Genomic DNA, 15,573 nt, shown 5'->3' on the forward strand with positions numbered 1-15,573 from the left:
TATTTTCGGGAGATGCTTGCCGAAGTCATCGCATGGGGACTGAAACCAGCATTTGTCACAGGTGATAGTTGGTATGCCAGTGCCGAGAATCTTGAGTACATCAAACACTATGAACTTGGGTTTCTGTTTGGCATTGAAAAAATCGCTCAGTCTCCTTGAGTGCAGATGCAACCGCATATTCTTCGGTATCAAACTGCGAAATTCCCTATACTGGAATAGAGATGCATCTTAAGGGGTTTGGTTTGGTCAAGGTGTTTAGAACGGTTTTCAAAAACGAGTTCCGTCACTACATCATCTACCGCCTGACCCTGACAAAATTGCTGAGATTACTCGGGCTCAATTCTTGGACATCCATGATCTGCATTGGCAGATTGAATCTTTCCACAGAACTGTTAAACAAGTTGCCAATATTGAGCGTTTCTTCGTTAGACAGACTGTGGCTATCTCCAATCATATCTTTGCTGCTATTTCCGCTTTTGTCCATTTTGCAGTTGCGTTGTATTCACAATTTAATTACGAATTGCTATGCCCTCAAGCGTAATTTGTTCAATGATGTCATTCGTTCTTTGTCATGGAAAACTTAGCTGATTACAATTATCTCCTACCTGCAAATCTTCTCCCTTCTGTCAATGCGTAACTTCTAAATTGATTGGAGATCGACTAGAACTCACAACTCACAATAATAGCGATCGCCTTTAGGAGATGGATTGTTGATGCGATCGCCTCATAAATCACGACTCACAGTATTAGCGATCGCCTTTAGAAGATAGATTGTTGGTGCGATCCCATTTAACTTAGCGTTGAATCTATAATTTATTTTTAGCACCGAAGTTAAACAAGATTTATGTATGAGCATTTAGAACCTCTTAAGAAAAAGTTATTAGTATTGAGCATTTCCACTCCGCCCATTCCTTGGAAGTTGGTGGCATCAGTGGCTATAGGTGGTTTACGCTCAGTTGGTTTTGATAGGAACTCTGATAATCTTCTGATTGTATCTTCTCAAGGAAGAGGCGTTCTTGATTGCATTACAGGAGAAAAGATTGCTAGAGATTATGATGAATATTATGAAAATGAAGTATATCTGGAAGCTGAAGGTATTGGTGTTTTGAGTAATAAAATCATAAGGATGTCTGGCTTATGTGGAGGTGGATTACCTGTTAGTACCAAAGATAGTTGGACGCTTGAATCGGTTACTTTAAATTGGCCAGAACAGATGATTATTTTACTTCCACCCAATTCATTCCTTTATGGCAGTCTTTCTATACACAAAGATGACATGACCAAAGTTGCAGAAGATTCATGTGTTATAGCTTATGGATTCTCTTACACTGGTCAAGCATTCATCGTTGCTACAACTAGCGAAATAAATATTTTCAATCGCCGCGTAAATCACGACTCACAATAATAGCGATCGCCTATCTTGTCTGCATTAATGAAGTGCGACGTACACTATTTTTTGTTTGTACTGACACTGACTTGAACATAGTTACAATTCTTTAGTTAGACTAGAGTAAGTTCTTCTGCTACTCAACTCAGTAATAACTTTCAATCTAGGAGCAGCCATGGTAGACCCAGCAACGCTTGAGAAACGCTTGATAACCCTTGAGCAAGTAGTATTCGATCTTCAACATAAATTTGAAAGTAAGCCTAGCCCCGAAAATTGGCTTGAAAATCTCATAGGTTCCATCTCTGATGACTCAGCTTTTCTTGAAGCCCTAGAATATGGACGTGCATTTCGGCAGTCTGACAAACCTATTAATGACGCTGACAAATAATTGTGAAATATTTGCTCGACACCGACCACATCAGCTTTCTACAGCGCCGTTCCAGTTCAGAGTTTATTCGATTAACTTTGCGGATGTCACAACATTCGCTCTCTGACTTTGCTTTATCGGTTATTAGTTTTCACGAGCAAGTAATTGGCGCTCATAGCTTCATCAATCGCACCTAGACAAATACAGATATGGCTCGTGGATATACGCTGTTGTTAGAAACTCTCACTAAGTACAGGACAAAAATTTAATCGAGTTAAAAAAGGCTTCAGAATTGAGATGTAGGTCAAAAATGATATGACGCAGAAAATCAAAACCAAGACGAAAAAGGCTCTTAGGGAGACGACCATGTTTTTTGGGTTTGAGGGGATTGAGAAGAGATTGCCACAAGCCAGAGGAAAAACACCAACATAAAGCAAGAGTGAGCAGGGCGATGAGTTTAGAAAGGCGCTCGGAGTCTTGAAGATGAGTCGATTCCAAACAAAAGCCACGGGTTTTAAAACAACCAAACAGAGTCTCAATGCCCCAACGCTTGGCATAATCAGCAATAGCGGTATTAGGGCGATCAGCAGTAGCCACAATTAACAAATCGCCATCCTCCAGACGCATAGCCGCAATATAAAGCCAATGCCCCCAAACCTGTCTGGGCTTGGACAACACTTTCGATTGACCAACTTGGAGGTCTTGGAAACAAACGTCAGCCCGTAGTTCTTTTTGTCCATCCTCAAGCAAGGTATTCTTACGAATGCGGATTCTAAATGGCGTACATGGGTCACAAAGCAAGTAATCAAACCACTCTTCGCCTACAAACTCTCGGTCTGCGGTCAAAAAGTCGATTTTGCGGTCTCCAAATATTTCCAGAAATCGATTCCACAATTCACAGCGTTCACGGGTGTTTGAGTTACCTTTTTTATCCAGCATCATCCATACCAAGGGGAAGGCAACACCGTGATGCACTACCCCCAGTGTCAGCACATTAAACACTGTCTTACCGAATTTCCAATCGGTGCGGTCGATGGAGATTACCCATGGTTCGGGTATTTTCATTACTTTGACGACCATTAAAGCGATGCTTTCATAGTCCACTTCAAAGTCTCGAAAAAATCTCTGTAGCCGCTTGTAATGCGATTCAACTTTGGCTTCACCACTAAATCCTGTGGCGATTTCGACTAGGTTTACTGTCTTTACTCGCATTAGAGCGATCAAGAATGTTGACACAAAGGCAAGTCTTGCTGCATTCCATTGCAGATGTTGCTGCAACATTTCGCGGAATAGGTTAATCTCTTTCATAGGGGGGGTTATAGCCGATGTGGTTATCTTCTATAAAACCCCTTCCTGTCTACTTTTGCAACTTTTTGTCCTGTACTAAGAAACTCTCAACAGTTTTGCAAAGGCTCCAGTTTTACCATTTGATGCTAAAGCGATCGACCTATTTGACGAGATGAGAAGTCAGAAAGTTCGTGTGTCTACAATGGACTTGAGAATTGCCGCGATCGCCATTTCTAACAACTTGGTATTACTTACCCGAAATACTGGGGACTTCAGTAAAGTTCCGAGTTTAATAACCGAAGATTGGACGGTGTAGCGCCGAAGGGATTCCTTTCAGAATGTGTCTCGCCCATAGACCAATAATTATTAAGCGATCGCCTAGAAATCACGACTCATAGTAATAGCGATCGCCATAATCAAAAAATTTAATCTGCCTGTTGACACTAAACCGTCTGGACGGTATAGTTATTTTCAAGACAAGTTCATTGTCTTAATTTTTTAGTATTCGGGCAAAAGGTTATGGCAGAGGCTTTAGAGGTAGGCAAGCGATCGCGGGCGACGCGAGAATCACTGCTCAATGCGGCAGGTGAAGTCGTTTTGCACTCTGGGGCTGATGCTTTAACCCTTGATGCAGTTGCCAAAGAAGCAGGCGTAAGCAAAGGCGGATTGCTCTATCATTTCCCTAATAAAGAAGCTCTCCTGACGAGCATGGTCGCAAACCTGATCGCCGAGTTCGAGCAATTATTAGAAATAGAACTCGTTCGCGAAGGCGATCTCACCGCCAAAGGTGCTTGGTTACGGGCTTACATCAGGGCTGGAGATATATTCGATCGCCAGAATGCCGCAATTCAGTCTGGATTATTAGCAGCAGTCGCTAAGGATAGCAAACTCCTCCAACCATACCAAGAAGCTACTACTCGCTGGCAGCAGCAAGCCTGTAATTGCGGTATTGCTCCACTCAAGGCAGGGGTAATCCTCTTAGCGGCGGATGGGCTTTCTTGGAATCAGTTACTAGGACTTAACTGCATTTCTGATGAGGAGCGATCTCAAGTGATCGGGGAACTTATTCGGATGACCAGCGATGACTGAGCAGATCTAGATCCCCCCAGCCCCCCTTAAAAAGGGGGGAGAATTATCTGCTTCCCCCTTTTTAAAGGGGAGTGAGGGGGATCTCTTAGCGGGTTTGTCCGTAGAAAGTAACTCTTAAATGGTTTCCGAAGCTTGCTAAATTTCTTTGAAATGGATTAGTAAAACATGACATCTCAATCCTTCTTTAACTACCGCCATCTTTGGCTTGGGGGAATTTTCCTTACGACTCTAGCTACAGGAATTTCTATTTATAGCGTTATCTCTTCGAGCAAGCCCAATATTCCGAATAATACTTTAGCGATCGCTAGTGCACCTCTGCCCGTAACGGCACTAGGTCGATTGGAACCAGAAGGAGAAGTCATGCGTTTAGCGGCTCCTGTTGTTCTAGATGGCGATCGCTTAAAAGAGTTGCGCGTCCAAGTCGGCGATCGAGTGAAAGCAGGGCAGATTATCGCCGTACTAGATGCTAGCGATCGCTTTGCTGATGAAGTGGCGCAAGCCAAGGCACAGGTGGAGATTGCTCAAGCAGAACTCGCAAGGGTTAGGGCTGGCGCAAAACAATCGGAAATCCAAGCGCAGGAAGCAACCATCGTGCGCTTGCAAGCGGATTTACGCGGTAGCGATGCAGCCCAATCGGCGACGATTGCTCGATGGCAATCGGAAGTTCGCACTGCGGAGGCAGAGTTGGCGCGTTTTCAACAACTCTATGCCCAAGGCGCAGTTTCTTCTTCAGTTTTAGATACCAAACGCCTCACAGCGGAAACGGCTCGCGCTCAGTTACAGGAAGCCCTGAGCAATCGCGATCGCCTTGCTAATACCCTCCAAGCCCAAGTTCTTGAAGCAACTAGTACTCGCGATCGCATTGCCGAAGTGCGACCCGTAGATATTGCCACCAAAGCTAGAGAAGTAGACAGTGCGATCGCTGCTCTCAAACGGGCAGAGACTAACCTTGCCCAAGCCTATATTCGCGCTCCTATGGATGGACAAGTCCTCAAAATCCGCACGCGATTAGGCGAAAAGGTGGGCAATGATGGCATTGTCGAATTAGGTGCAACCGATCGCATGGTAGCCGTGTTGGAAGTCTATCAAACAGAGATCGATCGCGTCAAAGTCGGACAATCCGCAACGATTTCAGGGCAAGCATTTCAAGGCGAAGTGAAGGGGCTTGTTTCTCAAGTTGGTTTGCAGGTTGAACGTCAACGACAAGCAACCAATCAAGCAGGAGAGAATCTCGATCGCCGCGTGATTGAAGTAAAGGTACGTTTAAGCCCAGAGGATAGTCGCCGCGTTGCGGCTTTTACCAACTTACAAGTTCAAGGCAAGATTCAGCTTTCATCCACAAATTAATATCATCAAGAGGTCTATTTATGAATATTCTCAATGACAAAATGACCGTTAGGAATGAAGAGCCGCAAATCCTTGCTCTTCAGCAATCTCAAATTTCTGTTGCTGCAAAAATGATGGCGACAACTTTCTTTCCCGATCCCCTATCTTGCTATCTTATGCCCAATGAAAGCGATCGCTTACAAATCCTCGAAAAATCTTGGAGCAAGATGATCAAGCAAGATTTTCCTTTAGGGCATATCTATTGCAGCCATCAGGAGCATAGCGATACTTCCGCTTCGCTTGGCAATCCTCAACTGTTAGGGATTGCTAGTTGGTTACCTCCTAACGCTAAGTCACCTTCATTATTACAATCACTTCCTTTGATTTTTGAAATATTCCTACAGAGTGGTTTTCTTTCCACAAGCCGAATACTCAATACCTTGACCAAAACGGAAGCCTATCGCCTGCGTGACTGTCCAAACCCACACTGGTATCTAGAAGGATTAGCTGTATCACCGAACGCGCAAGGCAAAGGGATTGGAGGTCTGCTATTGCAGCCCGTTCTACAGCAAGCCGATCGCCAAGGTGAGATTTGCTATCTCTTTACTTCCACCCCTCGCGCGGTAAAATTCTATCAACGGCATGGATTTTTGGTGCGCGATGAATTACGAGTTCTCAATGATGCACCTCCCTTATGGATGATGATGCGATCGCCTCAAGTTTAATATTAAGAGATACTGATATGCGTTCTAAAATCTGTCAATTTATCCGAGAAATTCCGCTCCTCTATAAACTCGCATATTTAAGCAATATCCTACTACTAATCTGGTGCTTTAGAGACCTATTTTCTTACTTCTTTCCAAACGTATCACTTTTGGCGAGTTTACTAGTTCTTCCATTCCTAATTTTTTATACTACAACTCTGATTTGGTCGGCTTTACACACTATTCTCCATTTCAAGCAAATTGGAATTAAATCTTTTTTACCGTTCTTAATTCATACCTTAATGCTAGGGCTATTATTCAATGTAAATTTCACGCAAGTTTGGCTCAGTCTAAACTTTGACATATTCCTTCACAGCCGAGAAGATGTAGTGGCATTAGTTAGGTCAGGGCAGTTAATATCAGGCTCCTATGGACGAACGGAATTACCTCGACAATATCTCTGGACTTCCTGTGATGGCACAATTGATGTTGATAAATCCACAGAAACAATGGAAATTCTCTTTTGCACGTTCTCTGGATTTGATAGTGTAGCTGGTTATGTTTATAGCGATCGCTCGCCTGATTTACATCATTTCTCTAGAGGCAAAATTTTAGAGTTCCAAAAGCTTCGAGAACATTGGTTCTGGTTATCTACAACATAATTGACCTCAAAGTCATCAATTGCGCGATCGCCTTTGCGATAATCAAATCAACAGAAATAGTTTTTACTTACGGAATCGAACATCTACCTGCTTTTTTTAATGGCGATCGCAAACTTATTAAGAAAGCTAGCTAAAAGCTAATCGCTAAAAGCCAAAAGCCAATACCATCCCCATTACTGAGAACCTATGCTCCGTAAATTATTAAGAAAAACACCTCTTGCTTGGCTCCAACTGACTCACAATAAAGTTCGCTTTATCGTGGCATTATCGGGTATTGCCTTTGCCGATATCTTGATGTTTGTACAGTTGGGATTTGAAGGAGCGCTCTATGATTCGGCGATGAAGCCCTATCGCGAATTAATTCAGGCAGATCTAGCGATCGCTAGTACGCAATTTCAAACCCTCATCTCCACACCTAGTTTTCAACGCGATCGCCTTTATCAAACCCTCGCCCATCCTCAAGTTAAATCCGTTTCTCCGCTTTATATATCTGTTGCGGGTCAATGGCGCAATCCTGAAACTCGCCAAAATCGAGCAATTCTCATTTGGGGAGTTGATGCGGGTAATCCTAGCGTCAACTTACCCGATCCCGCCCAACAAATCCCGCAGATTCAACAACTCGATCGCGTTCTCTTCGATCGCGCTGGTCGTCCCGAATATGGCGATGTGGCGAATATGTTTATGCAAAAAGGGGAACTGGAAGCCCAGCTAAATAATAAATTGGTGCAGGTTGGCGGACTGTTTGAAGTTGGTTCCTCCTTTGCGGCGGATGGCAATATCATCACCAGTGACGCGACTTTTTTACGTTTATTTCCCGACCGACGCAGCGATCGCATTGAGATGGGATTAATTCATCTCAAAGAAGGAGCCGACGTGAAGCAAGTCAAGATGGAACTCGCCAACCTGCTATCGGGCGATATGCGCGTGCTGACTACCGAAGAATGGGCAGGTGTCGAAAAAAGCTATTGGGAAACGGGAACCAGTATTGGCTTCATCTTTGGTTTGGGTGTGGCGATGGGCTTTATTGTTGGCATCGTGATTGTCTATCAAATTCTCTATTCCGATGTCTCCGATCACCTTGCGGAATACGCCACTCTCAAAGCAATGGGTTACAGCGATCGCTTTCTTTTGAGCATCCTTTTCCAAGAAGCTCTTCTGTTAGCCTGTCTGGGGTTTCTACCCAGTTTCCTCCTTTCCATTGGACTCTATCAAGTGACCTACGCCGCCACGATGCTACCTATAAAAATGACAGTAGAACGCGCCACTTCTGTCTTTGTGATGACTGTAATTATGTGCGTAACTTCAGGTGCGATCGCCATGCGAAAACTTCAAACTGCCGATCCTGCTGATATTTTCTAAAGCTAATTGCTATATTACGATCTCCCATAAAATCATGCCATCAACGAGAATCGCTCCTCCAAAAACTTTATCCTATCATTTCCATCTGACATCCCGTGAGCTTGAAATTCTATCACTGATTGTCGAAGGAAAAAGTAATCCTCAAATTGCTAAGGAACTCTATGTCAGCCCTAATACTATCAAAAGTCATGTGAATGGCATTTTAAATAAACTTAGCGTGAATGATCGGGTTCAAGCCGCAGTTTTTGCCGTTCGGAATCAGTTGATCTAGCTCACAAAAAATCAAAATATCCCATAAAACTATGGAAACACTGACATCTAGTGCAAATTCTAGCTTGATCGCACAAGAACCAGTCATCTCTGCCCAAAATCTCAATCATTATTTTGGTGAAGGTGACTTACGCAAACAGGCACTTTTTGATATTAATCTCGATATCCATGCTGGCGAAATCATCATCATGACAGGTCCTTCTGGTTCAGGCAAAACTACACTCCTGACGCTTATGGGCGGGTTGAGATCGGCTCAGGAGGGTAGTCTTAAAATCTTGAATCAAGAAATTCGTAGCGCTGATAAAAACGCTCTCATGCAAATCCGCCGCAATATTGGCTATATCTTTCAAGCCCATAATTTGATGACCTTCCTCACGGCTAGACAAAATGTGCGCATGTCTCTAGAACTTCACGATGAAGATGGAACTTCCGATCTTGATGGTAAGGCATCTGCTATGCTCGAAGCAGTCGGACTAGGGCATCGCCTCGATTATTATCCTGACAGTCTCTCTGGTGGTCAAAAACAACGGGTAGCGATCGCTCGTGCGCTAGTTTCTCAACCCAAAATCGTCCTAGCTGATGAACCCACGGCAGCCCTCGACAAAAAGTCGGGTCGCGAAGTTGTGGAACTCATGCAAACCCTCGCCAAACAAAAAGGCTGTACAATTCTCCTCATTACCCACGACAATCGCATCCTCGACATCGCCGATCGCATTGTTTATATGGAAGATGGCAAGCTCGTTCCTAATATTGACGCTGGTCATTAATTAATGGCGATCGCCTTCAGCAAATCTTTCGGGCTATAGATTAGCAATATTTTTATAGCGATCGCAGGAATTTGACTAGCTCCCTAAATGATGGGCAATACTTAGAGCATTCAACCATATCCAGTTTTTTAGCTAATTCAGCATTTCTATTAGTCCCATAACTTGGCTTTCCATTTTTTCCAATTGATAACTTTTTAAGAGCCTCCTTGGGGCTTTTAATTTGGTGAGGGTTTGGATTTGCTTTGCATTTTTCGCCACCAATCTCTTTGATAATCTTTGAATCAGACCAAAACCAAGCCTCTAATTCTTCAATGGGAATACAGATATGCTTGCTAAAGTTATTCACCACAGAAAATAATGGTTCTAACTCTGATCGTAATGTTCCCTCATCTTTAAGGGACCCATTCAGAGAACGATCCAAATCCTGAACAACAATAAAAACATTGCAACCTTTGTTAAAAAGAACTTTAAGCTCTCTTGAAAGCTTCTTTTTTGGAACAGACCCCCCAGATGTCCACTTTTTTATTGTTACATTTGAGTCAAGCACTCGATGGATAATTTCTCGAACTGCATTCCAGTCCGTATCATCTTCGGTAATTAAACCTATCTTAATGTTATTCATCGAGAATACCACTGTAAATCCATTCACCTAAGTTACCTTCTTCGGAAAGGTATTCGATAATGCCGTGAATATCGTCTTCAGCTAATTTTCTAACAAATGTTTGACCGTCCTTGCGATGAACTAGATTGATTTTTTCTGGACTAGACCATGCGACTACTTGCGGAGAATGCGTTGAAATAATTAAATTTTCTCCATAAGTGTAAGTTTCGATCTCATTGAGTAACTTTGCTAGCATCGCTGGATGGATCTGGGCTTCAGGCTCTTCAATGATTATTGTTTTGCCATGATTTGAAGCAATTATTTCAGTAAGAATTGACAGAACTCGAAGACTTCCATCTGAGAGTAATCCAATATCTACACCATCCAGCTTTACCGAAAAGATATATTCTCCTTCATCGGTATTCTTTTCAGATTCCATATACGGAAATGATTTTTGCTCGGTTATTTTGCCAAGACCAACTCTTTGGCAAATACTTTTTAGTTCATCAAGTTTTTCTGTCTCCATAAGGATCAATATTTGGCGAAGTATTAGTCTTGGTAGGTCATTATATTTAAAAGGAAAAGTTTTTCGGGATACTTTGAGTGATTCCTCTTGACGTGCTGCCCCTCGCCGAACAGTAAAATTGTTAAGTATATTAATCCCCTGCAATGTTGCACGAATCCATAGAATCTCACCATGTAATTTTGGTGATTGAGTTCCTGTAATACGAAATCTTCCAAATAAGCTGGTACTTACAATAGTAATTGGATCACTATCATTGTTTATAGTGGTCACTCCACTCTTCGTAGTCCATAGAATTTCTTTTTGTGCATCAACGTATTGACAACAATCATTCCAAGAAAATAGATCTTCTTCTGAATCATCAACTGTAGAATAATCTAATTCACTACTCTTGTCTGAAGGAGATCCAGTTACAATCTCATAATTATATTTAAGCCGACGATTATTCGGTGTCAAAACCTCAATTTCTAATATCTTGGGAATGTTGTCGCTATCATTTTGTGGAACTCGGTTAAACCTGCCCAGAGCAAATGATGATATAGCTTCAAAACCTTCAATAATGGCTGATTTACCTGCTCCATTGCGACCAACTAATACTGCTATACCATCGTATAAAGACACAGTAACTCGACCACCCAAAACAGACCAACCGTCAAGGGTAAATGATAAAAGGCGAGGCTGATTTGTGTTGGAATCTAGGTTAGACAAAATAAAGATCCTTTTCCAATACTAATCGTCTTAATAAATTCTAGTCGAATATGTCTAAGTCTGCCATAAACGAAACAACAGCATCAGCGATCGCCTCAATTTTTTTGACTTACACCATCAATGCGATTGCCTAGAAATCATGACTCATGGTAATAGCGATCGCCTTTAGAACATACATTGTTGAGGCGATCGCTTAGAAAGCAGACTCAGGGTAATAGCGATCGCCTTTAGGAGATAGATTGTTGGTGCGATCGCCTAGAAATCATGACTCATGGTAATAGCGATCGCCTGTTCTCGCACTTCTATTCTACAATTATGGGTTTTAATCGTCGTCTCGATCGTCATCCGACTCGTCTAAAAGTCCTAATCTCAGTAATTTTTTAGCAAGAGCATATACGTCCTGCTTACTGCCATCTTTCCGAATTCCTAAAGCTACAATCATCACAGTGACTTGTGCTTGTTCGATCGCGTAAATGATGCGATATCTTTGTCCGACAGCCCGCACGCTGTGATAACCATCTAGCTCACCGAGTAATGGTTTGCCCTGCATTTCGGGAGATTCTTGGAGCTTGTCGATGCGATCGCTAATTTTTTGACGGATGCGGCGATCGCTGATTTCTTTCAATAATTTTAAAGCCGTAGGCTGAATGACGATGCGATACATTACAAATCCAATTCTCGTTTAGCTGATTCCCAATCTACTCCCTGTAACGATGTTGCTTCGGTAATACCTTGACGTAAGTTAGCCATGAGGTTCGCATCACCAAGTATTTCTATGGTTTCGAGTATTGCTTCGTAATGTTGCCATGTCATCACGGCTAAGACGGGTTTGCCTCTGCGCGTAATTGCAAGTGTGCCGCCCTGCTGGGTTAGCTTTTCAGGTAATGAGGTTAACTCGTGCCTTGCTTCTGTAATCGGAATGTTGGACAGCATAATTTTTGAACCCATCTGTACATTTAAGTGTACATCTAAATACTAAAATGCGATCGCCTAAAATCATGACTCACAGTACTAGCGATCGCCTTGAGGAGATAGATTGTTGATGCGATCGACTAGAAATAACGACTCACAGTAATAGCGATCGCCTTTAGAATATGGATTGTTGAGGCGATCGCCGATCGCTTGAATAGGGTCGGTACTATAATAATATGGGCTTATACTAGTCATCTTCCCAATCAATTAGCCTCGCTTAGATGAGAGTCATAAATTCCTCAATCTGGATCTTGCCATCTTTGTTTTTGTCTGCCTGATTTAGGAGAGATTGAATATCGGCATCCGTTAGCTTGAGATCAATATTCTCATACAGTCTCGTCAAAGCATACTTAAGCTCATCTCGCGATAAATAACCTGATCCGTCCTTATCCAATTCCTTGAACTCAGCCATGAGGACTCCTTTATCTGCGCTTTCTAATCCCATATCCTTACCTTTTTTAATTTAAATTTAATTTTTGTTGTGGCATCATGACCTAGAAATGGTCACACATCTATCACACTACTCACTATCTTACTGTAAGCCCTTTTCCGCAGTCAAATCTCGAAAGCCCATCAAAGTTATCTGTTTCTCGCCAAGATTTTGCCCTCAAAAATGATTTGCTTCGTTGATGAGTTCCGAAAGATTATTAGCGATCGCAATATTAAAAAATCGTTAGCCCCAATTCTGTAACTTTTCCAAACGCTTTGAGAATAAATTTGAGAATAAATTTGAGAGTAAATAAGCGATTGGGAAAGCGATTCTAATTGATAGGGATTGGCTCAAATCAAAGCATTGCTAAGTCTGACATGAGGCTCATCTAAAATAGCGATCACATGGCGAAAAATTCATCAACGCTTAAAATTAAGCCTGTTACAATTGCAATTATTGATTATAACAACGTAAGGTTTACTTAGAATATAAATAAGTGGCTGTACTTCATACAGCCACTCATCTTTAGGGTTTTGATTTGTCCTAGCTATCTCTTACACTGCTATATTTCACAGAAAAGGTATTATTCTTACTGTTGTTTTTTCGTATTTTTTCTTTTACATTTCTTGCATATTTTGGTAATAGAGAAAGTTTTTCATTTGTATCAAAATTGGTGAAATTACGTAGGAAGTGGGTAAGATATGAAAAGGACATTTTTCTGATAGACTTTCAAGTACCCTAGGGTTTTAGACAAACTACATAAGTAATTCTGAAACGGTACTATAGGAGATTTTATGTACGGCTTAGTTAACAAAGCAATTCATGACATGGTATGTAGTCGGTTCGGTGAAGAAACATGGAAAGAGATTCAGCATAAAGCTGAAATTGGAGTAGATACTTTCATCAGCATGGAGTCTTACCCAGATGATGTAACCCATAACCTTGTAAAGGCTGCAAGTCTTGTTTTGGGACTACCTACTTCAGAAATCATGCAAGCCTTTGGAGAATTCTGGGTGCAATACACATCTCAAGAAGGGTATGGGGAACTGATGGCAATGAGCGGTGATACGCTTCCCGAATTTTTACAGAACCTAGATGATCTTCATACTCGTGTCGGAATAAGTTTTCCCAAACTCCAGCCGCCATCTTTTGACTGTGAGGAAGTTGAAGAACAAACACTACACCTTCACTATCATTCCCATCGAGAGGGGTTAGCACCAATGGTAGTGGGATTGGTGAAAGGCTTGGGTACGCACTTAAATACAGATCTTGAAGTTACCCAGACTCAAAGCAAGTCTGACGGTGCAGATCATGATGAATTTACTATCCAATATAAACCCAAGTGAACTTTTCATGGAGCCCCAATTCACTTTACCGCCCCACTTACTTGCGAAAGCATTTCCTTTTCATTTTGTGTTTAAGGGCGATCTCACAATCATCCAAGCTGGAGAAGTTTTGCAGCGGCTTATTCCTGACATCATCGAGTCACAGTTTAGCAAGTGCTTCCAAATTAACCGCCCTATTATTCAAACTGCTAATTTTGCAGCCATTAGTAAGAAATCTCACAGTATATTTATTTTGAAATCGCTCCATAGCGAAATGATTCTGAAAGGGCAGATGATAACTGTTGATGATTCCGAAATTATTTTTTTTCTGGGTTCGCCAATCGTCACAGAGCTTAGACAGCTTAGCCAAATTGGCATCAAATTAAAAGACTTTGCAGTTCACGATTCTGTTGCTGACTTTCTCTTACTTTTGCAAACAAAGAGTCGGCTAATGGATGAGTTAGTAGAACGGGAGATAAAACTAAAAGATACCTTAAGAGACAAGGAGGAGATTTCCATACTTGCAGAGGCAAGAGCCAGAGACTTAGAACTAGCTCTCGAAAACTTACAGAGAGCTAGAGACTTAGAACTGGCTTTCAAAAACTTACAGAGAACCAGCACACAGTTGATTCAGTCTGAAAAAATGGCTGGGTTAGGACAAATGGTGGCTGGAATTGCTCATGAACTTAATAATCCAATTAACTTTGTCAATGGTAATCTCACTTACATTGATCAGTATATTCAAGATCTAATAACCCTAATTAAACTTTATCAACAGCACTTTCCCAAAGCCTCTTCTGAAATTATTGATTACATGGAGGAGATTGATCTGAATTTTTTATTGATTGACTTACCACGTATAATTGCATCAATACGAACAGGAACAGATCGGGTTATAGATCTTGTTGTGTCATTACGCAACTTTTCTAGATTGGATGAAGCAGACCAAAAAGATGTGGACTTACATGAAGGAATTGATAGCACGTTACTGATTCTTAGCCACAAGCTGAAGCAAGGTATTGATGTGCTTAGGGAGTATGGAGATTTGCCAAAAGTTTTCTGTTATCCATCTCAGTTAAATCAAGTATTTATGAATATTATTTCTAATGCTGCTGATGCATTATTTGAGACTAATATAAAATCGAAGCAAATTATAATCAAAACCAATTTAGAGGACTCTAAACACATTTGTATTAGCATTAAAGATAATGGGAATGGGATTCCTACTGAAATTAAAGAGAGGATTTTTAATCCATTCTTTACGACAAAGCCTGTCGGTCAAGGGACAGGATTGGGATTGTCAATCAGCTATCAAATTATCGAAAAGCATCGGGGTAAAATTGATGTCATCTCTGAATTGGGAAAGGGGACTGAATTTATCATTAAAATTCCAATTTCCTAATTGCCGTAGTTCCCAATTCCGTAACTTTTCCAACCGCTTTGAGAGTAAATTTGCGCGTAAATAAGCGATTGGAAATTGATTGAGATTGGCTCAAATCAACGCATAGCTAATATCAATTCATGAAAGTGTTGTCACACTTTCGTGAATTAAAAACTAAACCTAGTAAGGGTTTGCAAGTTAGGGTTTGCAAGTTAAGAAATGGCTACGCCATTTCTTAACTTGGTATTACGTTGCTATAGTCAGAGATTTTTGAAGTAAGGCTTCGATTTGTTCTATTTGGAAATGTTTCGCCAATTGCATGATTTCTTTGACAAAAGGCTGATATTGCTCGTCTTTCTCGCCAATCTCCTTAGCCTTGTCCGTCAACGTTCTCAATAGTCCATCCTCAGCCAGT

The 15,573-nt window shown here is 41.5% G+C and carries 20 protein-coding genes and 1 pseudogene; 14 read left to right on the forward strand and 7 right to left on the reverse strand.

Going from position 1 to position 15,573, the window contains the following annotated elements; translation table 11 throughout:
* The first annotated feature begins 155 nt into the window (after positions 1-155).
* The 4 genes and pseudogenes from PSE7429_RS25970 to PSE7429_RS24465 all read left to right on the forward strand — a co-directional run.
* The gene (locus tag PSE7429_RS25970) at positions 156-584 is read left to right on the forward strand and encodes a hypothetical protein (protein WP_144052514.1); all 429 of its coding nucleotides are present in this window, start codon (positions 156-158) and stop codon (positions 582-584) included.
* Positions 585-844: 260 nt separating this feature from the next.
* Positions 845-1,405 carry a hypothetical protein gene (locus tag PSE7429_RS12775; protein WP_009627623.1) on the forward strand — a complete coding sequence of 187 codons (561 nt, stop codon included), beginning with the start codon at positions 845-847 and terminating at the stop codon, positions 1,403-1,405.
* Between the two features lie 157 nt (positions 1,406-1,562).
* Positions 1,563-1,775 carry a hypothetical protein gene (locus PSE7429_RS12780; protein ID WP_009627624.1) on the forward strand — a complete coding sequence of 71 codons (213 nt, stop codon included), beginning with the start codon at positions 1,563-1,565 and terminating at the stop codon, positions 1,773-1,775.
* Between the two features lie 2 nt (positions 1,776-1,777).
* Positions 1,778-1,948, forward strand: a pseudogene (locus tag PSE7429_RS24465) (type II toxin-antitoxin system VapC family toxin); the annotation flags it as partial.
* A gap of 52 nt (positions 1,949-2,000) precedes the next feature.
* On the opposite strand, the gene PSE7429_RS12785 reads toward PSE7429_RS24465, so the two are convergent.
* Complete coding sequence (locus tag PSE7429_RS12785; RefSeq protein WP_009627625.1) at positions 2,001-3,062, reverse strand: IS4 family transposase; 1,062 nt, start codon at positions 3,060-3,062, stop codon at positions 2,001-2,003.
* Between the two features lie 172 nt (positions 3,063-3,234).
* Here PSE7429_RS12785 and PSE7429_RS26895 point away from each other — a divergent pair, with 172 nt between their 5' ends.
* From PSE7429_RS26895 to PSE7429_RS12815, 8 genes are all read left to right on the forward strand, one after another.
* Positions 3,235-3,357 carry a type II toxin-antitoxin system VapC family toxin gene (locus tag PSE7429_RS26895; protein WP_202950440.1) on the forward strand — a complete coding sequence of 41 codons (123 nt, stop codon included), beginning with the start codon at positions 3,235-3,237 and terminating at the stop codon, positions 3,355-3,357.
* A gap of 203 nt (positions 3,358-3,560) precedes the next feature.
* Entirely contained in the window at positions 3,561-4,130 is a 570-nt protein-coding gene (locus tag PSE7429_RS12790) for a TetR/AcrR family transcriptional regulator (RefSeq protein ID WP_009627626.1), read from the forward strand.
* A 165-nt stretch (positions 4,131-4,295) separates the two neighbouring features.
* Positions 4,296-5,477, forward strand: a complete 1,182-nt coding sequence (locus tag PSE7429_RS12795; RefSeq protein WP_009627627.1) for an HlyD family efflux transporter periplasmic adaptor subunit — start codon at positions 4,296-4,298, stop codon at positions 5,475-5,477.
* A gap of 20 nt (positions 5,478-5,497) precedes the next feature.
* Entirely contained in the window at positions 5,498-6,181 is a 684-nt protein-coding gene (locus PSE7429_RS12800) for a GNAT family N-acetyltransferase (RefSeq protein WP_009627628.1), read from the forward strand.
* 368 nt (positions 6,182-6,549) lie between these two features.
* Positions 6,550-6,822, forward strand: a complete 273-nt coding sequence (locus PSE7429_RS25975) for a hypothetical protein (RefSeq protein WP_144052515.1) — start codon at positions 6,550-6,552, stop codon at positions 6,820-6,822.
* Positions 6,823-7,008: 186 nt separating this feature from the next.
* The gene (gene devC, locus PSE7429_RS12805; RefSeq protein WP_009627630.1) at positions 7,009-8,181 is read left to right on the forward strand and encodes an ABC transporter permease DevC; all 1,173 of its coding nucleotides are present in this window, start codon (positions 7,009-7,011) and stop codon (positions 8,179-8,181) included.
* 34 nt (positions 8,182-8,215) lie between these two features.
* Positions 8,216-8,452, forward strand: coding sequence for a response regulator transcription factor (locus PSE7429_RS12810; protein WP_009627631.1), 237 nt, complete (start codon positions 8,216-8,218; stop codon positions 8,450-8,452).
* A gap of 31 nt (positions 8,453-8,483) precedes the next feature.
* A complete protein-coding gene (locus tag PSE7429_RS12815) occupies positions 8,484-9,218 on the forward strand; it encodes a DevA family ABC transporter ATP-binding protein (RefSeq protein WP_009627632.1) in 735 nt (244 codons plus the stop codon).
* A 52-nt stretch (positions 9,219-9,270) separates the two neighbouring features.
* Here PSE7429_RS12815 and PSE7429_RS12820 read toward each other — a convergent pair whose 3' ends face one another.
* The 6 genes from PSE7429_RS12820 to PSE7429_RS12840 form a co-directional block, all read right to left on the reverse strand.
* On the reverse strand, positions 9,271-9,840 hold the full coding sequence (locus tag PSE7429_RS12820; RefSeq protein ID WP_009627633.1) for a DUF4276 family protein: 570 nt from the start codon (positions 9,838-9,840) through the stop codon (positions 9,271-9,273).
* The gene (locus PSE7429_RS12825; protein ID WP_009627634.1) at positions 9,833-11,050 is read right to left on the reverse strand and encodes an AAA family ATPase; all 1,218 of its coding nucleotides are present in this window, start codon (positions 11,048-11,050) and stop codon (positions 9,833-9,835) included. Before PSE7429_RS12825 ends, PSE7429_RS12820 begins: the two co-directional genes overlap by 8 nt.
* Before the next feature lie 322 nt (positions 11,051-11,372).
* The gene (locus PSE7429_RS12830; protein WP_009627635.1) at positions 11,373-11,714 is read right to left on the reverse strand and encodes a type II toxin-antitoxin system RelE family toxin; all 342 of its coding nucleotides are present in this window, start codon (positions 11,712-11,714) and stop codon (positions 11,373-11,375) included.
* A complete protein-coding gene (locus PSE7429_RS12835; protein WP_009627636.1) occupies positions 11,714-11,983 on the reverse strand; it encodes a type II toxin-antitoxin system Phd/YefM family antitoxin in 270 nt (89 codons plus the stop codon). The genes PSE7429_RS12830 and PSE7429_RS12835 overlap by 1 nt, the downstream gene beginning before the upstream one ends.
* Before the next feature lie 78 nt (positions 11,984-12,061).
* Positions 12,062-12,217 carry a hypothetical protein gene (locus tag PSE7429_RS26340; RefSeq protein WP_158467637.1) on the reverse strand — a complete coding sequence of 52 codons (156 nt, stop codon included), beginning with the start codon at positions 12,215-12,217 and terminating at the stop codon, positions 12,062-12,064.
* Positions 12,218-12,239: 22 nt separating this feature from the next.
* A complete protein-coding gene (locus PSE7429_RS12840) occupies positions 12,240-12,467 on the reverse strand; it encodes an EF-hand domain-containing protein (RefSeq protein WP_009627637.1) in 228 nt (75 codons plus the stop codon).
* Positions 12,468-13,246: 779 nt separating this feature from the next.
* Between PSE7429_RS12840 and PSE7429_RS12845 the strand changes: the two genes are divergently transcribed.
* Entirely contained in the window at positions 13,247-13,798 is a 552-nt protein-coding gene (locus PSE7429_RS12845) for a heme NO-binding domain-containing protein (protein WP_009627638.1), read from the forward strand.
* Between the two features lie 7 nt (positions 13,799-13,805).
* Complete coding sequence (locus PSE7429_RS12850; RefSeq protein WP_009627639.1) at positions 13,806-15,179, forward strand: ATP-binding protein; 1,374 nt, start codon at positions 13,806-13,808, stop codon at positions 15,177-15,179.
* The last annotated feature ends 394 nt before the right edge of the window (positions 15,180-15,573 follow it).

Origin of the sequence: Pseudanabaena biceps PCC 7429 (assembly GCF_000332215.1) — a bacterium.
GTDB lineage: Bacteria > Cyanobacteriota > Cyanobacteriia > Pseudanabaenales > Pseudanabaenaceae > Pseudanabaena > Pseudanabaena biceps.

Bases quoted from the DNA above. Each gene is read 5' to 3' on its own strand.
- PSE7429_RS12775 (WP_009627623.1), top strand. From the start codon at position 845: ATGTATGAGCATTTAGAACCTCTTAAGAAAAAGTTATTAGTATTGAGC.
- PSE7429_RS12780 (WP_009627624.1), top strand. From the start codon at position 1,563: ATGGTAGACCCAGCAACGCTTGAGAAACGCTTGATAACCCTTGAGCAA.
- PSE7429_RS12785 (WP_009627625.1), bottom strand. From the start codon at position 3,062: ATGAAAGAGATTAACCTATTCCGCGAAATGTTGCAGCAACATCTGCAA.
- PSE7429_RS12790 (WP_009627626.1), top strand. From the start codon at position 3,561: ATGGCAGAGGCTTTAGAGGTAGGCAAGCGATCGCGGGCGACGCGAGAA.
- PSE7429_RS12795 (WP_009627627.1), top strand. From the start codon at position 4,296: ATGACATCTCAATCCTTCTTTAACTACCGCCATCTTTGGCTTGGGGGA.
- PSE7429_RS12800 (WP_009627628.1), top strand. From the start codon at position 5,498: ATGAATATTCTCAATGACAAAATGACCGTTAGGAATGAAGAGCCGCAA.
- devC (WP_009627630.1), top strand. From the start codon at position 7,009: ATGCTCCGTAAATTATTAAGAAAAACACCTCTTGCTTGGCTCCAACTG.
- PSE7429_RS12810 (WP_009627631.1), top strand. From the start codon at position 8,216: ATGCCATCAACGAGAATCGCTCCTCCAAAAACTTTATCCTATCATTTC.
- PSE7429_RS12815 (WP_009627632.1), top strand. From the start codon at position 8,484: ATGGAAACACTGACATCTAGTGCAAATTCTAGCTTGATCGCACAAGAA.
- PSE7429_RS12820 (WP_009627633.1), bottom strand. From the start codon at position 9,840: ATGAATAACATTAAGATAGGTTTAATTACCGAAGATGATACGGACTGG.
- PSE7429_RS12830 (WP_009627635.1), bottom strand. From the start codon at position 11,714: ATGTATCGCATCGTCATTCAGCCTACGGCTTTAAAATTATTGAAAGAA.
- PSE7429_RS12835 (WP_009627636.1), bottom strand. From the start codon at position 11,983: ATGCTGTCCAACATTCCGATTACAGAAGCAAGGCACGAGTTAACCTCA.
- PSE7429_RS26340 (WP_158467637.1), bottom strand. From the start codon at position 12,217: ATGACTAGTATAAGCCCATATTATTATAGTACCGACCCTATTCAAGCG.
- PSE7429_RS12840 (WP_009627637.1), bottom strand. From the start codon at position 12,467: ATGGGATTAGAAAGCGCAGATAAAGGAGTCCTCATGGCTGAGTTCAAG.
- PSE7429_RS12845 (WP_009627638.1), top strand. From the start codon at position 13,247: ATGTACGGCTTAGTTAACAAAGCAATTCATGACATGGTATGTAGTCGG.
- PSE7429_RS12850 (WP_009627639.1), top strand. From the start codon at position 13,806: ATGGAGCCCCAATTCACTTTACCGCCCCACTTACTTGCGAAAGCATTT.